The following is an 18860-nucleotide window of genomic DNA, read 5'->3' as shown; positions in this document are numbered from 1 at the left end:
GTACAGCAGTGTGTCTTTTTGTTTAATAAAAGATATTTTCGAATAACACATATTGAGATGGCATGCAAATGACGCAGATTAAACGGATTTGTACAGGTAAAAAAACAACAGTGATAACCTGTGACATCTGTTTGATCCGCGGGCCAAGCAAGCTAAGGGGATAAAAAAAGAGGCTGTTTTTGTTGTAAAACAGCCTCTTTAATTTTGTGTGGAACTATTACTGAACTTGTTTTTTGTAAATCGAGTAAATAGTATCTATTGTTTTTCGGTCTAGCGTTGGAGTTACATCAGTTTGAATATAATGCAACTTAAAAGCCATAATTGCGGCTGAAAGATTTTTTGTGTTGTAGCCAATGATTCTCAGAGCCGGCTCGATTTTAAAATCAAAAGGAGCCTCTTCTAAAACTTCATCCGGCCAAATTCCGAAACCTTTTTCAGCTAATGTTTTCCATGGAAATAAAGCGCTTGGATCTTGTTTTCTTCCAGGAGCAATATCAGAATGACCTATTATATTTTGAGTCGGAATATTGTAATCTTTTTTCAGTTTTGTCAAAAGAGCAACAAGACTACTGATTTGGCTTTCTGTAAAAGGTTTGAATCCATTATTATCTAATTCAATTCCGATTGAGCTTGAATTGATATCCGTATTTTTTCCCCAAGTTGATGCTCCTGCATGCCATGCTCTTAAATAATCATTAAGCATTTGCACAACTTTTCCGTTTTCCGAAATAATATAATGAGCGCTTACTTGTGTTTTGGTTTTTGTAAAAGTATTTATGGTCTGTTTAAGAGAATCCTGAGCTGTATGATGAATGATGATAAAGCTTGGTTTTCTTAAATTGAAATTTACAGTTCCAATCCACTCAGTTGTGATGCCGTTTACTAAATGAGTAGAACCTGTTTTTGATAAAGTATCTTTTACAATGCCTAATTGAGCGACGTAAGTAGTGTCAATTACAACTGGACTAATTGCCGGAATTGCTTGAGGATCTTTACTCGTGATTTGGTTTTCTAAAGTCTTAAGCTGTTGATCGTAAACCTTTTCAGTGCTTTTATATGGATTTGTAGAGCAAGAAGTTATTATAATTGCTAAAACCAAATAACATAAATGTTTTTTTATCATGGTCATTTACATTTTGAGATGAAGTTTTTTTAATGTTATTCTTCAGCTTTTTTTGTTTTTTCTTCTTCGGTTGCTTCTTTATGATCTTTAGAGTCTTTTTTCTTTTTTGATTTTTCTTTTTGAACTCCTTTGAAATTGGCCATAAATTCTTTGTACTTTTCTATTTGCTCAGCACTCAAAAATGCATTTACTTTTTTAGTAGTACTTTCTCTTAAAGCGTTAATTTGTTCAATTTTTTGTTCTTGGCTACTGCTTTCATTTTTCAAAAGAACACCTTGTTCTCTAATACTGTCTGCTAAAGCGTTAGTGATAGCGATAGCTTGAAGATCATCAAGCTTAAGTTCAGGTCTCATTTGTTCAACGATTTTCGCAACAGTTTCTTCTGCAGGAATTTCTTTTGGCTTGCTTGGAGTGCTTTGTGGCCCAGCCATCATGCTTCTGTCCATACCCATTCCGCCACCGCGTCCGTAACCTCCATAGCCTCCGCCATAGCCGCTATTATAACCACCATATTGAGCTGATGCTCGCATTAACACAGCACAAAGCAAAAATCAAAAGAAAAAAATGTTCGTAGGTTTCATAATTAGTTTTTATCTAAATTGATAATAGTTAGCGTAAATTTAAGCAGGTTCTCCGTATAAATCAAATTCTGTTGCTTCAATTATCTTGATATTAACAAATTCACCAGTTTTTACATAATGTTTAGAGGCATCAATCAAGACTTCGTTGTCAACATCCGGACTGTCGAACTCAGTTCTGCCAACAAAATGTGCGCCTTCTTTTCTGTCAATGATGCATTTGAAAACTTTGCCAACTTTTTCTTGGTTTAAATCCCAAGAAATTTGTGATTGTAATTCCATTATTTCGTTTGCTCTGGCCTGTTTTACATCATCCGGAACGTCATCTTCCAATAAATAAGCATGCGTATTTTCTTCATGCGAATAAGCAAAACATCCCATTCTGTCAAATTTCATTTCTTGAACAAAATCTTTCAGGATTTCAAAATCTTCTTGAGTTTCACCTGGATATCCCACAATCAAAGTCGTTCTGATAGCCATTCCTGGTACCGAAGCGCGGAAATCTTTCAATAATTGAGTCGTTTTGGCTTGAGTTGTGCCGCGACGCATTGATTTTAAGATAGAATCAGAAATATGTTGCAACGGAATGTCAATATAATTACAGATTTTCGGCTCGCGTTTCATGATTTCCAAAACATCCATCGGGAAACCAGTTGGGAAAGCATAATGCAAACGAATCCATTCAATTCCTTCAACTTTGACTAATGCTTCTAAAAGTTCTCCAAGATTTCTCTTTTTGTAGAGATCAAGACCATAATAAGTTAAGTCTTGAGCAATCAAAATTAATTCTTTTACGCCATTTTTTGCCAAACCTTCAGCTTCTTTGACCAATTTTTCAATTGGCTGAGAAACGTGAGAACCACGCATAAGCGGAATAGCGCAAAAACTACAAGGTCTGTCGCAACCTTCAGCAATTTTTAAGTAAGCATAGTTTTTTGGAGTTGTTGTTAAGCGTTCTCCTAATAATTCATGTTTATAATCGGCGCCTAAAGCTTTTAATAATTGTGGCAATTCAGTTGTTCCAAAATATTGATCTACATTCGGGATTTCTTTTTCTAAGTCTGGTCTGTAACGTTCAGATAGACATCCAGTAACAAAAACTTTGTCAACTAATCCCTTATCTTTTTTATCGGCATATTCCAAAATCATGTTAACAGATTCGGCTTTTGCATTATCAATAAAACCGCAAGTGTTAATTACAATAATGTTTCCTTCTTTTTCTGCAGGAGCTTCGTGTTCAACTTCTTTTCCATTTGCACGCGACTGTCCCATAAGGACTTCACTGTCATAAACATTTTTTGAACACCCAAGAGTGATTACGTTAATTTTGTTCTTTTTTAAAGACTTGGTTCTCATACTTTTATAAATTGGAGTGCAAAATTACACTTTTTTATTCAATCACCGCTTATTTCGGTTTCTTTTAGGTGTTTTTTATGAAGCTGATCCTGCTGTTTGTCATGTCTTTTGTAATCTCGATAGTTCTCAAGAGGATATAAAAGATGTCACTTTTGTTACAGCTAAAAAAATCCGTCAAGAAAAGAACTTGACGGAAATCTTCAATCATCTATTTTGATTTTTAATTACAATTCAAATAATAAAGTAAGAGTTACATTGTTTAGTTTTGAAGTAATGTTGGCTCCATCGGTGAATCCTGTTGCGAAAAATCCTTGATTTGATTTTCTTTCCATATAAGAATAAGCTAAATCTAATTTTGTGCCGCCAAAGCTATATCCCAAACCTCCTGAGTAGCTTTTTAAATCACCAATTGTAGTTCCGTCTTTGTAAGGGCTTCCTTCAAAACGGTAACCTCCACGAAGGCTTACTCTTTGGATTTTGTATTCAGCACCAATTCTTAATTCTCCATTTGATGTCAATTGATTGCTCATATCTGCATTCAATCCTCTGAATCCTGGGTCGCTTGTTGGTTTATATTTTGTGTTTCCGTAATTTTTAATAGAATAATCAACACTGATTAAGCCTGATTTTCCGAAAACATAAGCACCACTGAAAGTAAATTTATCAGGTGTTTGCAAAGTATATCGATCATAAACGTTAATCAAATTCGGATTAACATTTTCACGTATTTCTGGACCGCCTGCGGCTTGTCTTGTTGTTGATAAACTTTGTGCAACTTCATCATATAGATCATACCAGGTATTTGATTCGTATGCAACACCAAGTCTTAAGCCATCAGTAACTTTAGCAATGGCTCCTAATTGAAAAGAAAATCCGTTTCCGTAAGTATATAAGTCATTGTTGAAACGTAAATTCGATATTGTTTCACGAGCTTCTAACGGGTTGCTATTGTCTTCATAAAAACTGCTCGATCTTCTGTAGTCTGTAATGTGTACATTTAAGTTAGCTCCAAAATATATTCTATCCTTATATGAAGTAGCAATGTTGAAAGTCAATTTACTATTGTATCCAGAGGTATAAATTTCGTTCTCTTGATAATAATTACCGCCCGCAGGAACGCCAGAAACATACTGAGTGTTGTTGTTGTCATTTGGATTAACTGGATAAATTACTTTGCCTCTGTATCCAAAATAGGCTTGTTGCTCGTCATAGTACTGATCTCGATATGGGATAGTGGTTATATTTCCTAATGGAATTCCATTTGCGTAAGTCAAAAAGTACTGATCAATCGAATTTCTCGGATTTGTTCCGGCAGAAAAGATGTTATTATTGAAATTATTAGTGTTTTCGTAAGTTGTTCCAATGGCAATTTTTTTCCAATTATTGTTTGGATTATGGTCATGGAAAACAAAAACAGCTCCAGCTTGATTCAAGATAAAGGAATTGTCTTTGTCGCTGGTTTCGGTTCCGAAATAATTGGAGTTGTTTTTCTTGGTTTGATTACTAAAAGAAACCCCAATTTGATTGTTGTTGAATACAGCAGATCCAGCCGGATTGACATTTAGGGCTGACAAATCTCCTCCAACTGCTCCAAATGCACCGCTCATGGCTCGGTATCTTGCTGTTCCTGTTAAGTTGTCTTGGGCATAGCGTACAGCATCAGATACTTCTTGTGAATGTAGCGCGCTAAAAGATAGTCCTATAGTAAAAAGGAAGAATATTTTTTTCATCTGTTTTGGTTTTTAAAGTGATTGAATGGCTTGTTGAAAGAGTTTTATCTTCTTCCGCCACCGCCACCGCCGTAGGATCTTCCTCCGCCGCCGCCACCACTGTAGCCGCCACCTCCACCGTCGCTTCTCATGCTTCCGCCGCCACTGTTCATTGAACGAGATGGACTAGGAGAGTAAGTTCTCGATGAACTACTGTTTGGCGTGCTGTAGCTTCTGTTTGTGGCTCCTGCGCTTGATCTTCTGTTAGCGTAATCATAACCACTGCTTTGGCCTTGAGCAGTGCCTCTTCTGTCTGTAAAAGTCGGACTTGAGTATGTTCTGCCGTTTACAGATGAGCTTCTTCTGTAGTCAGAGTAGCTTCTGCCGTTGTTTGTGCTGTAGCCGCTTCTTCCTGCGTAATTTCTTGTTGTGAAATCGTTTCCGTAGCTTCTTCCGGCATAACTTCTGCCAGCATAATTTCTTCCTGCGTATGATGAGTTTCTGTATGCATAACCTCTAGATCCGTAGTAAGTCGCAGATCCTCTTCTTCCGTAGCTGTAAGAATAATTGCCGTAATATCCGTAACATGGATATCCCCATCCTGGGTAACCCCAGCCTGGATATCCCCATCCAGGATAATAACCCCAGCCATAGTATGGGTATCCCCATCCATATCCATAATAAGGATAACCCCATCCAAATCCGATTCCAAAAGACCATACTGGATCAGAATAATAAGTTACCGATGTTTCTGTAGTTCCGCTTCCCCAAGCAGGATAAGCAACAGATGCTGTTTGAGTGCTGTCGTTTACGGCATAATTGCTGTAATTATCTACATCAGTAAAAATTTCAGTTGGCTGATTTTCGTCTTGAAGTGATTTAAAATAATCTTTATATTGGTTGTTTACACCTGTCGTGGTCGATTGTGCGTAAGTGTTAGTAGATTTGCCGTAAACTCCATCATTGTCGTAATAAGAAGTGTTTTGGTAAGAGCCACACGAAGCAAGCAGAAAACTCAGTAGTCCAATTAAGTAAAAGTAACTCGAGTTTTGGCGGAGATTAGTATAAGTTTTCATATCTGTGGAGTTTTTTATTGTTGCACATTACAAAAATAGTTAGTTTTGTCAAACTATTTAGTTAAAATTATTAAAACAAAATTTGTGCCAAACTATATAATATGAGTAAGAACCTTACTACAAGATCAGAAGATTATTCTAAATGGTATAATGAACTGGTTGTAAAAGCGGACCTAGCTGAAAATTCAGGAGTTAGAGGATGTATGGTAATCAAGCCATACGGATATGCTATTTGGGAAAAAATGCAGGCTGAGTTAGATCGAATGTTTAAAGAAACGGGACATCAAAATGCTTATTTCCCTTTGTTCGTGCCGAAGAGCATGTTTGAAGCGGAAGAAACAAATGCGGAAGGATTTGCAAAAGAATGTGCTGTTGTAACACATTATAGATTGAAGAATGATGAGGAGAGACCGGGAAAACTTATGGTTGATCCAAATGCAAAGCTTGAAGAAGAGTTGATTGTTCGTCCTACAAGTGAGGCGATCATTTGGTCTACATATAAAGGATGGGTACAGTCGTATAGAGACTTACCTTTGCTAATTAACCAATGGGCAAACGTGGTTAGATGGGAAATGCGTACACGTTTATTTCTAAGAACTGCTGAGTTTTTATGGCAAGAAGGGCACACAGCGCACGCTACAAAAGCAGAAGCTATTGAAGAGTCAGAAAAAATGATGAACGTTTATGCTGATTTTGCTGAAAATTTTATGGCAATTCCTGTTGTAAAAGGTTTTAAAACAGAAACAGAACGTTTTGCAGGTGCTGATGAAACCTATTGTATTGAAGCCTTAATGCAAGATGGTAAAGCATTGCAGGCTGGAACTTCTCACTTTTTAGGTCAAAATTTCGCAAAAGCATTTGATGTGAAGTTTGCTAATGCAGAAGGAAAACAAGAGCATGTTTGGGGAACTTCTTGGGGAGTTTCTACTCGATTGATGGGAGCATTGATTATGACGCATTCTGATGATCAAGGATTGGTATTGCCTCCAAATTTGGCTCCGATACAAGTTGTAATTGTGCCAATTCACAAAACAGACGAACAATTAGCAGAAATAACAGTCGCGGTTAATGAATTGACGGCGAAACTGAAAAAGCTGAAAATTTCAGTGAAGTATGATGATAGAACCACTCAGAAACCAGGATTTAAATTTGCTGAATGGGAATTAAAAGGAGTTCCTGTTAGAATTGCTGTCGGGCCTAAAGATTTAGAAAATGGAACTTTTGAAGTTGCAAGACGTGATAATTTGTCGAAAGAAGTTGTAGCCGCAGAGAAAATCGTCGATTATGTAAATGATTTGTTAGAACAGATTCAAAATGATTTGTTTGCTAAAGCGCTAAATTATCGTAATACGCATATTACGCAAGTAAATAATTTTGAAGAGTTTAAAGAAGTTTTAGAAGGCAAAGGAGGATTTATTTCTGCTCACTGGGACGGAACTGCCGCGACAGAGGAAAAGATAAAAGATCTAACAAAAGCGACGATTCGTTGCATTCCTTTAGATGCTGTTGAAGAGGTGGGAACCTGTGTGTTTACTGGGAATCCTTCTTCTAAAAGAGTGCTTTTTGCTAAGGCATATTAAAAAATAATATATTTTTTTGTGTTAGGTGTTGCGCAAATAAAAAATAGATGTATCTTTGCATCCGCAATACAGAAGCGCGGTCCGTTCGTCTATCGGTTAGGACGCCAGGTTTTCATCCTGGTAAGGGGGTTCGATTCCCCCACGGACTACAAGTTATATTACATATTGAATAGTTTCCAACTTAGGAGAATTTAGGTCCGTTCGTCTAGGGGTTAGGACGCCAGGTTTTCATCCTGGTAACAGGGGTTCGATTCCCCTACGGACTACAAAATTAGTTGTAAATAAGTTTTGTAAAACAAAGATTGGTGTCTCGGTTTTTGTTTTATTAGTTAAAACCAAAGTGATTGTTTTTTCAATTGTGGGAGGTTTTTCTTTTTTAACTAGTATTTATAATAATTATTACATCTAAAATTAAAAGAAATGGCAAATCATAAGTCAGCTTTAAAAAGAATCAGAAGCAACGAAAAAAGAAGAGTTCTTAACAGATACCAACATAAAACTACTCGTAATGCTATCAAAGCATTAAGATTAGCTACTGATAAATCTGATGCTACTGCAAAATTATCAACTGTAATCTCTATGATTGATAAATTAGCTAAAAAGAATATCATTCACGATAACAAAGCTTCTAACTTGAAGTCTAAATTAACGAAACATGTTGCTAAATTGTAATTAAAACAATTTAATAGATATTAAAAAAGTCCTCTTTTAGAGGACTTTTTTGTTCTATATCGGATTCCAAATTCCAAATTCCATCCCGAGGTTTCGGGACCAAATTCCAAATTCGTTTTTGAAAAATAAAAAATCCAAACTCCATTAGTCTTAAAGTTGGAGTTTGGATTTTTGGTATTGAAATTTAGTTTATTTATAGATCTATTTTCTTTTTAAGGTATTCCAGCATTGGCTGTGTAATTGGTTTTGAAAGGAAATCTATTATTATAGGGTATTTTTTTGCTTTGGCTAAATCTTCAGGGTCTATTGTAGAAGATAAGACTATTACATTAGCGGTATTAAATTCTTTATAATCGGCGGAAGTAAAATGGTCTAAGAACTCCCAGCCACCCATAACTGGCATATTAAGGTCTAAAAGGATTAATTCAGGTTTTTTATTGTCTTTGTTTTTGTTATTCGTGTATTTTAAAGTGTTAAAGTGATGAAGGGCTTCTTCGCCATTTTGAGCTGTAATAATTTCATGGCAAATTTGTGACTTCGAAATTACTTTTTTGCATAACATCAACGTGATTGGGTCATCGTCAATGCATAAAATCTGCTCGAGCATGATGTTAATTTTTAAATGTTATTGTAAAGGTGGTCCCTTTGTTGACCTCGCTTTCTATGCTGATTGTTCCTCCCATAGTTTCCACCTGAGATTTTACAAGATATAAGCCAAGTCCTTTGCTGTCTGGATAATTATGAAATCTTTGATATAAGCCAAAAACCTTGTCGCGGTTTCTTTCTAAATCAATACCAATTCCGTTGTCCTTAAATGTCAATATCGCTTTATTGTCGATTTGTTCTGCAATAATAGATATTTTTAGCTTTCTGTTTTCTGATTTGTATTTTATAGAATTGGTGAGCAAATTAAGCAAAATGCTTTCAATATATGCCTTGTTTGTGTTCAATAAAGGAACGCGTTCAAATTTAAGCTTTATTATTGGTTTGTGCAGTTCGATTTGAAAAGATAATTGACTGAAGACATTTTCAAAGACTTCTTTCAAGGATACTTCTTCTTTTTGCATCGAAGGATTGTCTTTGATGATGATGACTTTTACAAGGTCATTAATGGTTTCATTCAATAAATGGGTCGATTTGGTAAAGCCTGATAAAATTTCTTCCAGCTCTGGATTTTCAATTGGAATATCTTCAATTAAATTCAAAAGCCCAATTAAATTTGATAATGGAGCTCTTAAGTTATGCGAAGTAATGTATGAAAATTGTTTTAAGTCTTTGTTGTTTTGTGTTAGTTCTCGAATAAGGTGTTCTTTTTCGGTTTCGAGCTTTTTTCTTCGGTAATATCTCTTTGTATTGAAATCCAGTGTGAAATTGATCCTTCGTTGTTGAAAATAGGGATCATAGAAAAACGAACCCAATATTCTTCTTTTTGCTTGGTATAGCTGATGGTTTCAATCAGGCATTCTTCTTCATTTTTGATTGCTCGCAATAGTTTTTTTAATTCTTCAGAATCTGATTTTGGTCCTTTGAAGATATTTGGGGATTTGCCAACAATTTCGTTTGATAAGTATCCTGACATTTGTGAGAAAGCAGGGTTTACATAGACAATTCTCGGGATTTTTCGGGCCTGAGAGTTGGCTTCTGTAATTAAAATGGAATCTTTGGATTGAGTGATTACCGTTTCTAGTAATTTTAATCGCTGTTCTTCTTCTTTTTGTTTTGTAATATCTTGAATAGCTCCAATCATTCTAATGGCTCTTCCATTTTCGTCTTTCAGTAAAAAGCCTCGGTCCAAAACATATTTGTAGCTTCCATCGGCACATCTAAATCGATATTGATCTTGCCATTTTTCGGTTTTTTGCTCAATAAAAGAATATAATTTTATAGACATTCTGATGCTGTCTTCCGGGTGAATTTTGTCAAACCACCACTTAGAAGTTTTACCAACTTCGTTTGGATTGTAGCCAAAAACACCCTCAATTCCTTTGTTCCAGTTTATGCTGTCTTCCTGTATTTTCCAGTCCCAAATGGTGTCGCTTGTTGCTTTTGCTACAATGTCATATTTTTCGTTGGATTCTTTTATTTCTTCGTTTGTTTCTTTTAATTTTTTAAAAACAGTCACGTTGTGTTTTTCATTTTTTGAAACTATATATTTGAAAAACAATGCGGTAGTTAAAATGAAGAAAATGTCTTTTAGAAAAAAAGATAAAAATATTTAACGTCTGAAAAATAAGTGGTAAGTATTTTATGACAGAGTACCGCCATAAATAATGATACTAGAATGTAAACTAGAGTAATTTGGAGAGTTTTACTTTTCATTACTTCAAATATAGTTAATTTAACTATAATTAAACAATAAGTAAAGTTCAATTTAAGGGCTTTGTTATGATGTTTTGTATTAACTAATTGATTGTATATACGCAAACTATGTTAGAAACGTTTTTTTTAGAAAATAAAGTGTACCTTTGCGACCATTAAAAATCACAGATGGAATCTATTAGAAACATTGCAATTATTGCCCACGTCGATCACGGTAAAACCACTTTGGTTGATAAAATTATGTATCACTGTCAATTATTTCGTGAAAACGAAAACACAGGTGATTTAATTCTAGATAATAACGATTTAGAGCGTGAGAGAGGTATTACTATTACTTCTAAAAACGTATCAGTTCAATATAAAGGAACAAAAATCAATATTATTGACACTCCAGGCCACGCGGATTTTGGAGGTGAAGTTGAACGTGTATTAAACATGGCCGACGGTGTATGCTTGTTAGTAGATGCTTTTGAAGGTCCAATGCCACAAACACGTTTCGTACTACAAAAAGCTATTGATTTAGGTTTGAAACCTTGTGTAGTTATCAATAAAGTTGATAAAGAAAACTGTACTCCTGAAGAAGTTCATGAAAAAGTTTTTGACTTAATGTTTGAATTAGGTGCTACTGAAGAGCAATTGGATTTCCCAACTGTTTATGGTTCTGCTAAAAACAACTGGATGTCTGATGATTGGAAAAATCAAACGCAAAACATTGAGCCATTATTGGATATGGTTATCAAAAATGTTCCTGCTCCAAAAGTTGCTGAAGGAACTCCACAAATGTTGATTACTTCTTTAGATTTCTCTTCTTTTACTGGTCGTATCGCTATCGGGCGTCTTGAAAGAGGTACTTTGAAAGAAGGTTCTCCTATTTCTTTAGTAAAGAGAGATGGAAAAGTGATCAAATCAAGAATTAAAGAATTGCATACTTTCGAAGGTTTAGGCCGTAGAAAAGTTGAAGAAGTTGTTGCTGGTGATATTTGTGCTGTTGTAGGTATTGAAGGTTTTGAAATTGGAGATACTATCGCTGATTTTGAAAATCCTGAAGCTTTACAAACAATTGCTATCGACGAGCCTACAATGAGCATGTTGTTTACTATTAACGATTCTCCTTTCTTTGGTAAAGAAGGTAAATTTGTTACTTCTAGACACATCCGTGAGAGATTAACAAAAGAGTTAGAGAAAAACTTAGCGATGAAAGTTGGAGAAACTGATTCTGCTGATAAATTCATGGTTTTTGGTCGTGGTGTATTACACTTGTCAGTTCTTATTGAAACAATGAGAAGAGAAGGATACGAACTTCAAATTGGTCAGCCTCAAGTTATCATCAAAGAAGTTGATGGTGTTAAATGTGAGCCAATTGAGGAATTAACAATCGACTTGCCAGAAAACCTTTCAGGTAGAGCGGTTGAATTCGTAACTATCCGTAAAGGAGAAATGCTTTCTATGGAAGGTAAAGGTGAGCGTATGATCATTAAATTCAACATTCCATCTCGTGGAATTATCGGTTTAAGAAATCAATTGCTTACTGCTACTGCTGGTGAAGCTATCATGGCACACCGTTTCATTGGATATGAACCATACAAAGGAGAAATTCCTGGACGTAACAACGGTTCATTAATCTCTATGGAAAACGGAAAAGCTATTCCTTACTCTATCGATAAGTTACAAGATCGTGGTAAATTCTTCGTTGATCCAAACGAGGATATCTACGAAGGACAAGTAATTGGGGAAAACACTCGTAGCGACGATATGACGGTTAACGTTACTAAAACGAAAAAACTTTCTAACGTTCGTTCTTCTGGAGCTGATGATAAAGCTAGAATTATTCCAGCTATCAAATTCTCTTTAGAAGAAGCTTTAGAGTACATCCAAAAAGATGAGTATGTTGAAGTTACTCCAAAATCTTTACGTTTAAGAAAGATTTACTTAAGTGAAACTGATAGAAAAAGATATAAAATCTAATTAGTTTTTAACTTTCAATATAAAAATCCCAAATTCCAATATGGAGTTTGGGATTCTTTTTTTTCAGTGTTTTTTTAGTTTGGAATTTGGATTTTTTTAATTGGAATTTTAAAAGTTTTATCTTTTTAGGCTAAAATGCCCTTTGACGCTTTTTCCATCCACAAAAATAAGCGTAAACCAATAATCGTCAGATGGCAATTGTTCGCCATTAAAAATTCCGTTCCAGCCAGTGCTGTTTTGATTCATTTGTTTCAAAAATTTTCCGTAGCGATCAAAAATGCTTATCGTGTAATTTGGCATTTGATCTATGTCTTTTATTGTCCATAAATCATTATATCCATCGCCATTTGGTGTGAAGAATCTTGGATAATCTAAGACGTAAAATAAAAATCTGTTGGAAAGTCCGCAACCATTTTTATCCCGAGCTACAGCATAATATGCTCCCGGAGCCACTCCTGTAAACTGTGGGTCATCTTGGAAAATATTTCCATCCAATGAAAATTCGTAGTTTCCAAAACCAGTGTATTTTATTAAAACCGAATTATCAACTCCTGAGAAATCTTTTACGACAGCTTCTGTAATGGTAGCTGGTTCAGATTGAATTACTTTGAATTTTTTTGTTTTCGGGCATCCATTTGCATCAGTTACAGTGACTGAGTAATCTCCAGGTGCATTTACCGTCATGGAATTTGAGGTACTATTTCCTGGAGTCCATACATAACTACTGAATCCAGTTGCTACAGAAAGAGTGACATCGCCATTTTTGCAGATGTATTTTGATTCGTCTTCAAAATTTGGCGGATTAAAAGTGTTTACAACAAGGGCAACAGGTGAAATGTTGTAGCAATCAGCTCCATTTATAATTCGGGCATAAATTGTTTGAGTAAATGCGACAGTGTTTTTGAAGATATTTGGCAATGCATCTGTTTCTGTTACTGCGTCGTTGCTATTTAAAAAATAATGCACTTCCATACCTGCCGGTAAGCCTGCAATTAATTGCGGTGTAGCTTGAGCGTTAAGGTCAAATTGATAAAGGCCGTCTTGAACGCCATCTTCGTCACACGTTTTAACTGGATTTTGAGATGCAATTGTATTATTTGAAATCTGAAGTTTTACTTCAGCAATTTTAAAACAGCCAAATTTATTTTCAATTCTTCCAAAAACAGTTTGATTAGTAATTTTATTCGTGTATTTCTCAGGATTTGCAATAACATTTGTTTTGGCTTGTGCATCGGCTAAAGTTTCATAATAGCCATTATTTGTAATATCTGAAGCATTATTTTTGATGATATTATCGGCTTTTTTAAATTGAAAATGCTGATTCCATCAGTATTGTCATCGCATTGAAGCAAAGTGGTATTTGTTGAAAGAATCTCAGGAGCATAATCAATTTTTATTTCTCCTTTAGCGACGCAAAGTGTACCAATAACAGAAGCCTCTACGTTGTAAGTTCCTGCATTAGTTACCTCAAAAGTAGAATTTGTACCAAGTATAGATGCTGGGTCATCTTTTTTGTACCATTTAAAAGTATAATCACTAGCACTTAATTTAGTGTCTAAAAGTACTTTTTCTCCAAAACATGCTGGATTATTTCCTGCAATTGTGCGGTCTTCGCCTAAGGAAATACTAGAAGTAAAACTTCCTGCTTCAAGGAAAATGGCTGATTCTAAATTTCTATTTCTATCATCAGCCATTACCATTTTTACATGATATGTTTTTCCAGCGGTTACTGTAGTTTGAGCTGTCATTATTTTTGTTTGACCAGCATAATTTACAGGACTTGTATTATTGTTTAAGCCATTAAAATAAGCTTCATTTGAAGCTTCGCAACCTGTGTACGAAATACCGCCTGGTCTTGTTCCAGGAGTAATTTTAGGACGGATGTTTACTGACGAAACAGGAGTATTGGTTTTTGGTATTATTGCTAGATTTTTATACGGATCTGTTGTTCCAACTTCTTTTATCAAAAAGGCAAAACCATCTGAATATTGACACGGGTAATCGTATTGGTATTCATTTGAAGCAAAAATATAATTGAAACTCAATGAATTTGCCGATGCAACAAAATCAAATTCTAATACTGTAGCATTTATGGAATGAATGCCTAATATTTGGTCAAGATCAGCATCTCCAAGCCAATCTGGACTATCATTGCTAACAAGTTCGCTGACAAATGGCCCAACAGCTGTTGATGCCGTCGATGATGCTAAAACTATTCCTTCTGAAAATGGGAAACTGCTTCCATTGCTGTTGAAATAAGCAAAACTTTGCTTTCCTGCTCTAAAAGTATCTCCTTTTCCGGTAGAATTTGAAGCAGTACGCGCAAGAACTATTTACTAAAACATCTTCAATGAGTTGTTTTGGAGTTCTTTGATCATCAATGCTAATATATTGGGCATTCATCGTTAAAGATGAAATGCATAAAAATAGAATAATAAAAAAACTTCTTGTATAATTCATAATATAACAAATATACTACAAATCTCGCTTTTTTAATAGTTTGTAAGAAAAGTATATGAACAAAAATGTCCAGATTAAAACAATTAGAATTGCAAAATAACTCACACTATAATCTATATCAGTATTAATTCCCATTTGCGAGCCAATATTTTTAACAACAGACAATCTTGGGCCAGGATTAACTATTAAATTAGACATAGATTCTAGTGGTAGAAACTGTGTAATTTTCTCATCGGTATCGCTGTTTGGAAAAATTTTAAATGCCAATGTACCTCGTATTATTGCTTCGATTATATTCCAAACCAAAAGAAAACCTAAGGCAAAAGCCGAGCGTTTCACCAAAATTCCCAAGAATAAACACAATGAAAAGAAACCAACAAGTTTTACAAAAAAGGCTAAGAGAAAATCTAAATCAGAAAATATGATTCCGATTTCATTGTAAGATGAAAAAGACAATCCAAGAATCAAGCTCATTATAAAAACAAAAACGGTCGATGCAAATGCAAAAAGCACAACCGTCAGGAATTTTGACAAGATAAATTCCTTTTTGCTCAATCCGTCAATCAAGTTTTGTTTTAATGTTCCGTAGCTATATTCATTAGCCATCATCGAAACAATTACAATAGCAAGAAACAATTTGAGAATAGTCGCTATATAAGTATTAAAATGCCAAATGAAAGGGAAATTGAAAATCCCCATTTCAGCTAAATGAAATTTAAATGGCCCAATATCAAATTTTATGGAAGCAATTAATGCTATAAAAGAAAGCAGAATGAAATAAGCCAAAGTCAGTATTTTGCTGGCTTTGTTTTTCCAGATTTTTTGAAGTTCTATAGAGATAAGTCGGTTCATGGTTTAGTTTTTTTGGATGGTGGCGTTTTTGGTTAATTCTAAAAATTGTGCTTCAAGGCTGTTTCTGCGTTTTACCAAATGATTTAAAACGATGTTTTTTGAGAATAAAAACTGATTTAAATCTGAGGTCGCTAACTCTGATTTTAGGTAAACCAAAATTTTCCCATCTTCTTCTTTAATATGATCGACATTCGGATGATTGCTTAAAATAGATTTCAAAGTGAAATTGTCATCAGAAGAAACTTCGAAAAAGCCTTCATTGGCAGACATTTCATCAACTGAACCAGAGTATAGAATTTCGCCTTTTCGCAAAACTACAACGTGAGAACAAACTTTTTCAACTTCATCTAATAAATGGGAAGCCAATAAAATGGTTGTTCCCTGTGATGCAATTTCTTTAATAATATCACGAATTTGATGAATTCCCTGTGGATCTAAACCATTCGTTGGTTCATCTAAAATCAGGATTTCAGGATCATTCAGAAGCGCCGATGCGATTGCCAAACGCTGTTTCATTCCGAGTGAAAAGGTGCTGAATTTGCTGTCTTTTCTTTCGGTTAAACCTACAAGATTTAATTTTTCCTCGATTTTAGAGTAATTGATGCTTTTGATTTTGCAGACTAATTTTAGATTTTCTTCTGCCGTCATGTAAGGATAAAAGTTGGGGCGTTCGATAATTGCGCCTACTTTTTTCAAGGCATCATGAGTTTGCATTTTTCCGTCAAACCATTTATAATTGCCTGATGTTTCGTTTACAACATTCAAAACAATTCCTAAAGTAGTTGATTTTCCGCTTCCATTAGGCCCAAGAATGCCGTAAACATGTCCTTTTTGAATGCTGAATGATACATTTTTGAGCGCTTGAATGCGTCCGTATCTTTTGCTGAGATTTTCGATAGTAAGAATGGTTTCCAAGTTTTTCGGTTTTAGTTTTTAGTAAGACGAATCAACTTTAATATTGTTACGCTAAATTTTATTTAATGTAAATTTGTAATAAAGATATTCAAAATGAGCGAGCCTTTAATGGTTTTGAAAAAACCGTCATACCCTTTAACACAACCACTTTTAAGTTATTTGGACAGATACGAACGCATTTCGAAAGTTTCTGTTTTTTATGATGACTTATTGCGGTTTTCTGGCTCAATCAATGTGTATGATAAGAATGAAACGGATACTTTATGGATTCGTGTTTATTACAGTGAGTTTGAAAGAAATGAAATCGACCTCAATTTAAAGAAAATTTATTCGCTTTTGCATTCTGATGGAAACAGTGAAATAATTCAGTTTTTAAATATTGATGCCATTGATTATTGTACTTTCGGAAATTCAAAGCCATTCAGAATTAAAGTTCGAAATATTCTCAACGACAACTATGTGCATTTTTACATCAAAAAAGCCGATGCTTCCAGAATTTACGGTTTGGAATTAGAAGATATTCTTTCGCCTGACAAAATCAATTTTTTGGTTTATAATGATACTTTAATTGAAGAACATATTATAGGAATTCCGGGTGATGTTTTTATGGATACGCTTCTTGATAAATGTACCGAAACAGAAAAAGCTCAAATAGCAAAAGAGTTTGTAAAGTTTAATGAGCGCTGTATGATTCGGCTTTTGGGCGATATGCGTGCGTACAACTATGTGATTGTTCCCATTCACGATTTTGACCAAGTGGTTTATAAAATTCGCCCAATTGATTTTGATCAGCAATGTTATGAAGGGAATTTTAAAGTATATCGTCCGCAGTTTTTCAAGGAAAATTATCCGATGATCCAGCTTATAAAAGAAAAACTAGAGGAACGCTCGATTATTCAATATAAGGATGAAGAAAGAGCGATTTTAGCAAAACGAATCCATTCGGCCGAAACTAGAATCAAAAAATTGCTGAATATAATGTGCCACGATACCATTTCGACACCAGAACATCTGAATCAGCTCAAAATGGAATTGTATCGTTATACCAATGATATGAAATTCAAAAACGCAAAATCAATGGGACATATCATGCACGCGGCATTTGAGTTTATTACGCGTAATTTTAAAAATACTAACTTAGTTTAAAAGTTTTAGCCACAGATTAAAAGAATTAAAAAGATTTTTTTGTCATTTTTTAATCCTTGTAATCTGTGTAATCTGTGGCTAAATAAAAAAATAATATCATGAAAAAATCATTTTTAGTAGCCGTTTCTATCGTTTTATTAGCTTGCCAGAAACAATCCGGTTCTGATTTAAAAGAACTTTATTCACTTCCGAAAAAATTAAAAGAAGTTTCGGGAATTACCTATTTTCCAGAGACAAATATGATTTATACTTTAGAAGATAGCGGAAACAAAAATGCTATTTATGCAATTGATTCGAAAGGAAAATTAGCCAAGACCATCACAATTTCAAATGCCAAAAATGTGGATTGGGAAGATATTACAAAAGATAAATCGGGAAATATCTATATTGGTGATTTTGGAAACAACGACAATGAACGAAGAGATTTATGTATTTACAAAGTTGCAAAGAATCAGTTAAATAAAGATTTGGCTTCCGCCGAATATAAAATCTCATTTTCATATCCAGAACAAACCGAATTTCCTCCAAAGAAAAAAGAACTGTTTTATGATGTTGAAGGTTTCTTCGAGCAAAACGGCTATTTTTATCTTTTTACAAAAAATAGAAGCAAAGGTTTTGACGGAACTGCTTTTATCTATAAAATAAAAAATGCAAAAGGAACTCAAAAAGCAGTAAAAATAGGAGAGTTCAAAACCTGCGAGCAATTACAATCATTGCGTATTGACAAGTGCGACAATTAGTCCCGATGGAAAAAAGTTGCCTTGTTGAGCCATGACAAAATTGTTTTGTTCAAGGATTTCAAGGGCGATCTATTCCATAAAGGAAAACAGACGGAATTAAGCCTAAATCACTTTTCTCAAAAAGAAGCAGTAGTTTTCAAAGACAACAACACCCTGCTAATCGCCGATGAAAAAGTCGATAAAATAGGAGGGAAGGTTTATGAGTTTAAGCTCTGAGGTTCTAAGTTGCTAAGATACTAAGGGACTAAGTTTTAAATATAATATAAAAAAAACAGCCACGAATTCACGAATTTTTATGGCAAATAATTCGTGAATTCGTGGCTGTTTTTCTATTCGGTCACTAATAAAAAACTTAGCATCTTAGAACCT

The 18860-nt window shown here is 34.6% G+C and carries 16 protein-coding genes, 2 tRNA genes and 1 pseudogene; 7 read left to right on the top strand and 12 right to left on the bottom strand.

The genetic code is table 11. From position 1 onward, the window contains the following. Positions 1-217: 217 nt before the first annotated feature. The 5 genes from ACQ9BO_RS23020 to ACQ9BO_RS23000 all read right to left on the bottom strand — a co-directional run bounded on the left by ACQ9BO_RS23020 (position 218) and on the right by ACQ9BO_RS23000 (position 5842). Entirely contained in the window at positions 218-1123 is a 906-nt protein-coding gene (locus ACQ9BO_RS23020) for an N-acetylmuramoyl-L-alanine amidase (RefSeq protein ID WP_431242635.1), read from the bottom strand. A 35-nt stretch (positions 1124-1158) separates the two neighbouring features. Next, on the bottom strand, positions 1159-1653 hold the full coding sequence (locus ACQ9BO_RS23015; protein WP_431242634.1) for a hypothetical protein: 495 nt from the start codon (positions 1651-1653) through the stop codon (positions 1159-1161). A 90-nt stretch (positions 1654-1743) separates the two neighbouring features. Next, positions 1744-3057, bottom strand: coding sequence for a 30S ribosomal protein S12 methylthiotransferase RimO (rimO, locus tag ACQ9BO_RS23010; protein ID WP_431242633.1), 1314 nt, complete (start codon positions 3055-3057; stop codon positions 1744-1746). A 224-nt stretch (positions 3058-3281) separates the two neighbouring features. Beyond that, entirely contained in the window at positions 3282-4787 is a 1506-nt protein-coding gene (locus ACQ9BO_RS23005) for an OmpP1/FadL family transporter (protein WP_431242632.1), read from the bottom strand. A gap of 44 nt (positions 4788-4831) precedes the next feature. After that, a complete protein-coding gene (locus ACQ9BO_RS23000; protein WP_431242631.1) occupies positions 4832-5842 on the bottom strand; it encodes a hypothetical protein in 1011 nt (336 codons plus the stop codon). 101 nt (positions 5843-5943) lie between these two features. Between ACQ9BO_RS23000 and proS the strand changes: the two genes are divergently transcribed. The 4 genes from proS (at position 5944) to rpsT (ending at position 8094) form a co-directional block, all read left to right on the top strand. Further along, on the top strand, positions 5944-7422 hold the full coding sequence (gene proS / locus ACQ9BO_RS22995; protein WP_431242630.1) for a proline--tRNA ligase: 1479 nt from the start codon (positions 5944-5946) through the stop codon (positions 7420-7422). A gap of 78 nt (positions 7423-7500) precedes the next feature. Next, a tRNA-Glu gene (locus ACQ9BO_RS22990) sits at positions 7501-7571 on the top strand. A 45-nt stretch (positions 7572-7616) separates the two neighbouring features. Further along, positions 7617-7688: transfer RNA gene (locus ACQ9BO_RS22985), tRNA-Glu, on the top strand. 154 nt (positions 7689-7842) lie between these two features. Beyond that, positions 7843-8094, top strand: a complete 252-nt coding sequence (rpsT, locus tag ACQ9BO_RS22980) for a 30S ribosomal protein S20 (RefSeq protein WP_089052957.1) — start codon at positions 7843-7845, stop codon at positions 8092-8094. A 193-nt stretch (positions 8095-8287) separates the two neighbouring features. On the opposite strand, the gene ACQ9BO_RS22975 is transcribed toward rpsT, so the two are convergent. The 3 genes from ACQ9BO_RS22975 to ACQ9BO_RS22965 all read right to left on the bottom strand — a co-directional run bounded on the left by ACQ9BO_RS22975 (position 8288) and on the right by ACQ9BO_RS22965 (position 10216). After that, positions 8288-8701, bottom strand: coding sequence for a response regulator (locus tag ACQ9BO_RS22975; RefSeq protein WP_431242629.1), 414 nt, complete (start codon positions 8699-8701; stop codon positions 8288-8290). A 4-nt stretch (positions 8702-8705) separates the two neighbouring features. Next, positions 8706-9299: a sensor histidine kinase gene (locus tag ACQ9BO_RS22970; RefSeq protein ID WP_431242628.1), complete on the bottom strand. Its 594-nt coding sequence runs from the start codon at positions 9297-9299 to the stop codon at positions 8706-8708. 83 nt (positions 9300-9382) lie between these two features. Next, complete coding sequence (locus ACQ9BO_RS22965) at positions 9383-10216, bottom strand: PAS domain-containing protein (protein ID WP_431242627.1); 834 nt, start codon at positions 10214-10216, stop codon at positions 9383-9385. A 365-nt stretch (positions 10217-10581) separates the two neighbouring features. On the opposite strand from ACQ9BO_RS22965, the gene typA reads away from it, so the two are divergent. Continuing rightward, positions 10582-12378, top strand: a complete 1797-nt coding sequence (gene typA / locus ACQ9BO_RS22960) for a translational GTPase TypA (RefSeq protein WP_431242626.1) — start codon at positions 10582-10584, stop codon at positions 12376-12378. A 117-nt stretch (positions 12379-12495) separates the two neighbouring features. Here typA and ACQ9BO_RS22955 read toward each other — a convergent pair whose 3' ends face one another. The 4 genes from ACQ9BO_RS22955 to ACQ9BO_RS22940 all read right to left on the bottom strand — a co-directional run bounded on the left by ACQ9BO_RS22955 (position 12496) and on the right by ACQ9BO_RS22940 (position 16605). Then, positions 12496-13350, bottom strand: a complete 855-nt coding sequence (locus tag ACQ9BO_RS22955) for a T9SS type B sorting domain-containing protein (RefSeq protein ID WP_431242625.1) — start codon at positions 13348-13350, stop codon at positions 12496-12498. 263 nt (positions 13351-13613) lie between these two features. Then, the gene (locus ACQ9BO_RS22950; protein WP_431245193.1) at positions 13614-14711 is read right to left on the bottom strand and encodes a choice-of-anchor L domain-containing protein; all 1098 of its coding nucleotides are present in this window, start codon (positions 14709-14711) and stop codon (positions 13614-13616) included. 142 nt (positions 14712-14853) lie between these two features. Then, entirely contained in the window at positions 14854-15690 is an 837-nt protein-coding gene (locus ACQ9BO_RS22945; RefSeq protein ID WP_431242624.1) for an ABC transporter permease, read from the bottom strand. A 3-nt stretch (positions 15691-15693) separates the two neighbouring features. After that, entirely contained in the window at positions 15694-16605 is a 912-nt protein-coding gene (locus ACQ9BO_RS22940; RefSeq protein ID WP_431242623.1) for an ABC transporter ATP-binding protein, read from the bottom strand. Positions 16606-16698: 93 nt separating this feature from the next. Between ACQ9BO_RS22940 and ACQ9BO_RS22935 the strand changes: the two genes are divergently transcribed. Together ACQ9BO_RS22935 and ACQ9BO_RS22930 are read left to right on the top strand one after the other, a co-directional pair. Then, positions 16699-17751: a hypothetical protein gene (locus ACQ9BO_RS22935; RefSeq protein ID WP_132989743.1), complete on the top strand. Its 1053-nt coding sequence runs from the start codon at positions 16699-16701 to the stop codon at positions 17749-17751. 98 nt (positions 17752-17849) lie between these two features. Next, positions 17850-18707, top strand: a pseudogene (locus ACQ9BO_RS22930) (hypothetical protein). The last annotated feature ends 153 nt before the right edge of the window (positions 18708-18860 follow it).

The sequence above is a fragment of the Flavobacterium sp. P21 genome, assembly GCF_050632225.1.
Classification (GTDB): Bacteria; Bacteroidota; Bacteroidia; order Flavobacteriales; family Flavobacteriaceae; genus Flavobacterium.
The sequence above is the reverse complement of the archived record's forward strand: the minus strand, read 5'-3'. Positions and strand labels throughout refer to the sequence as shown.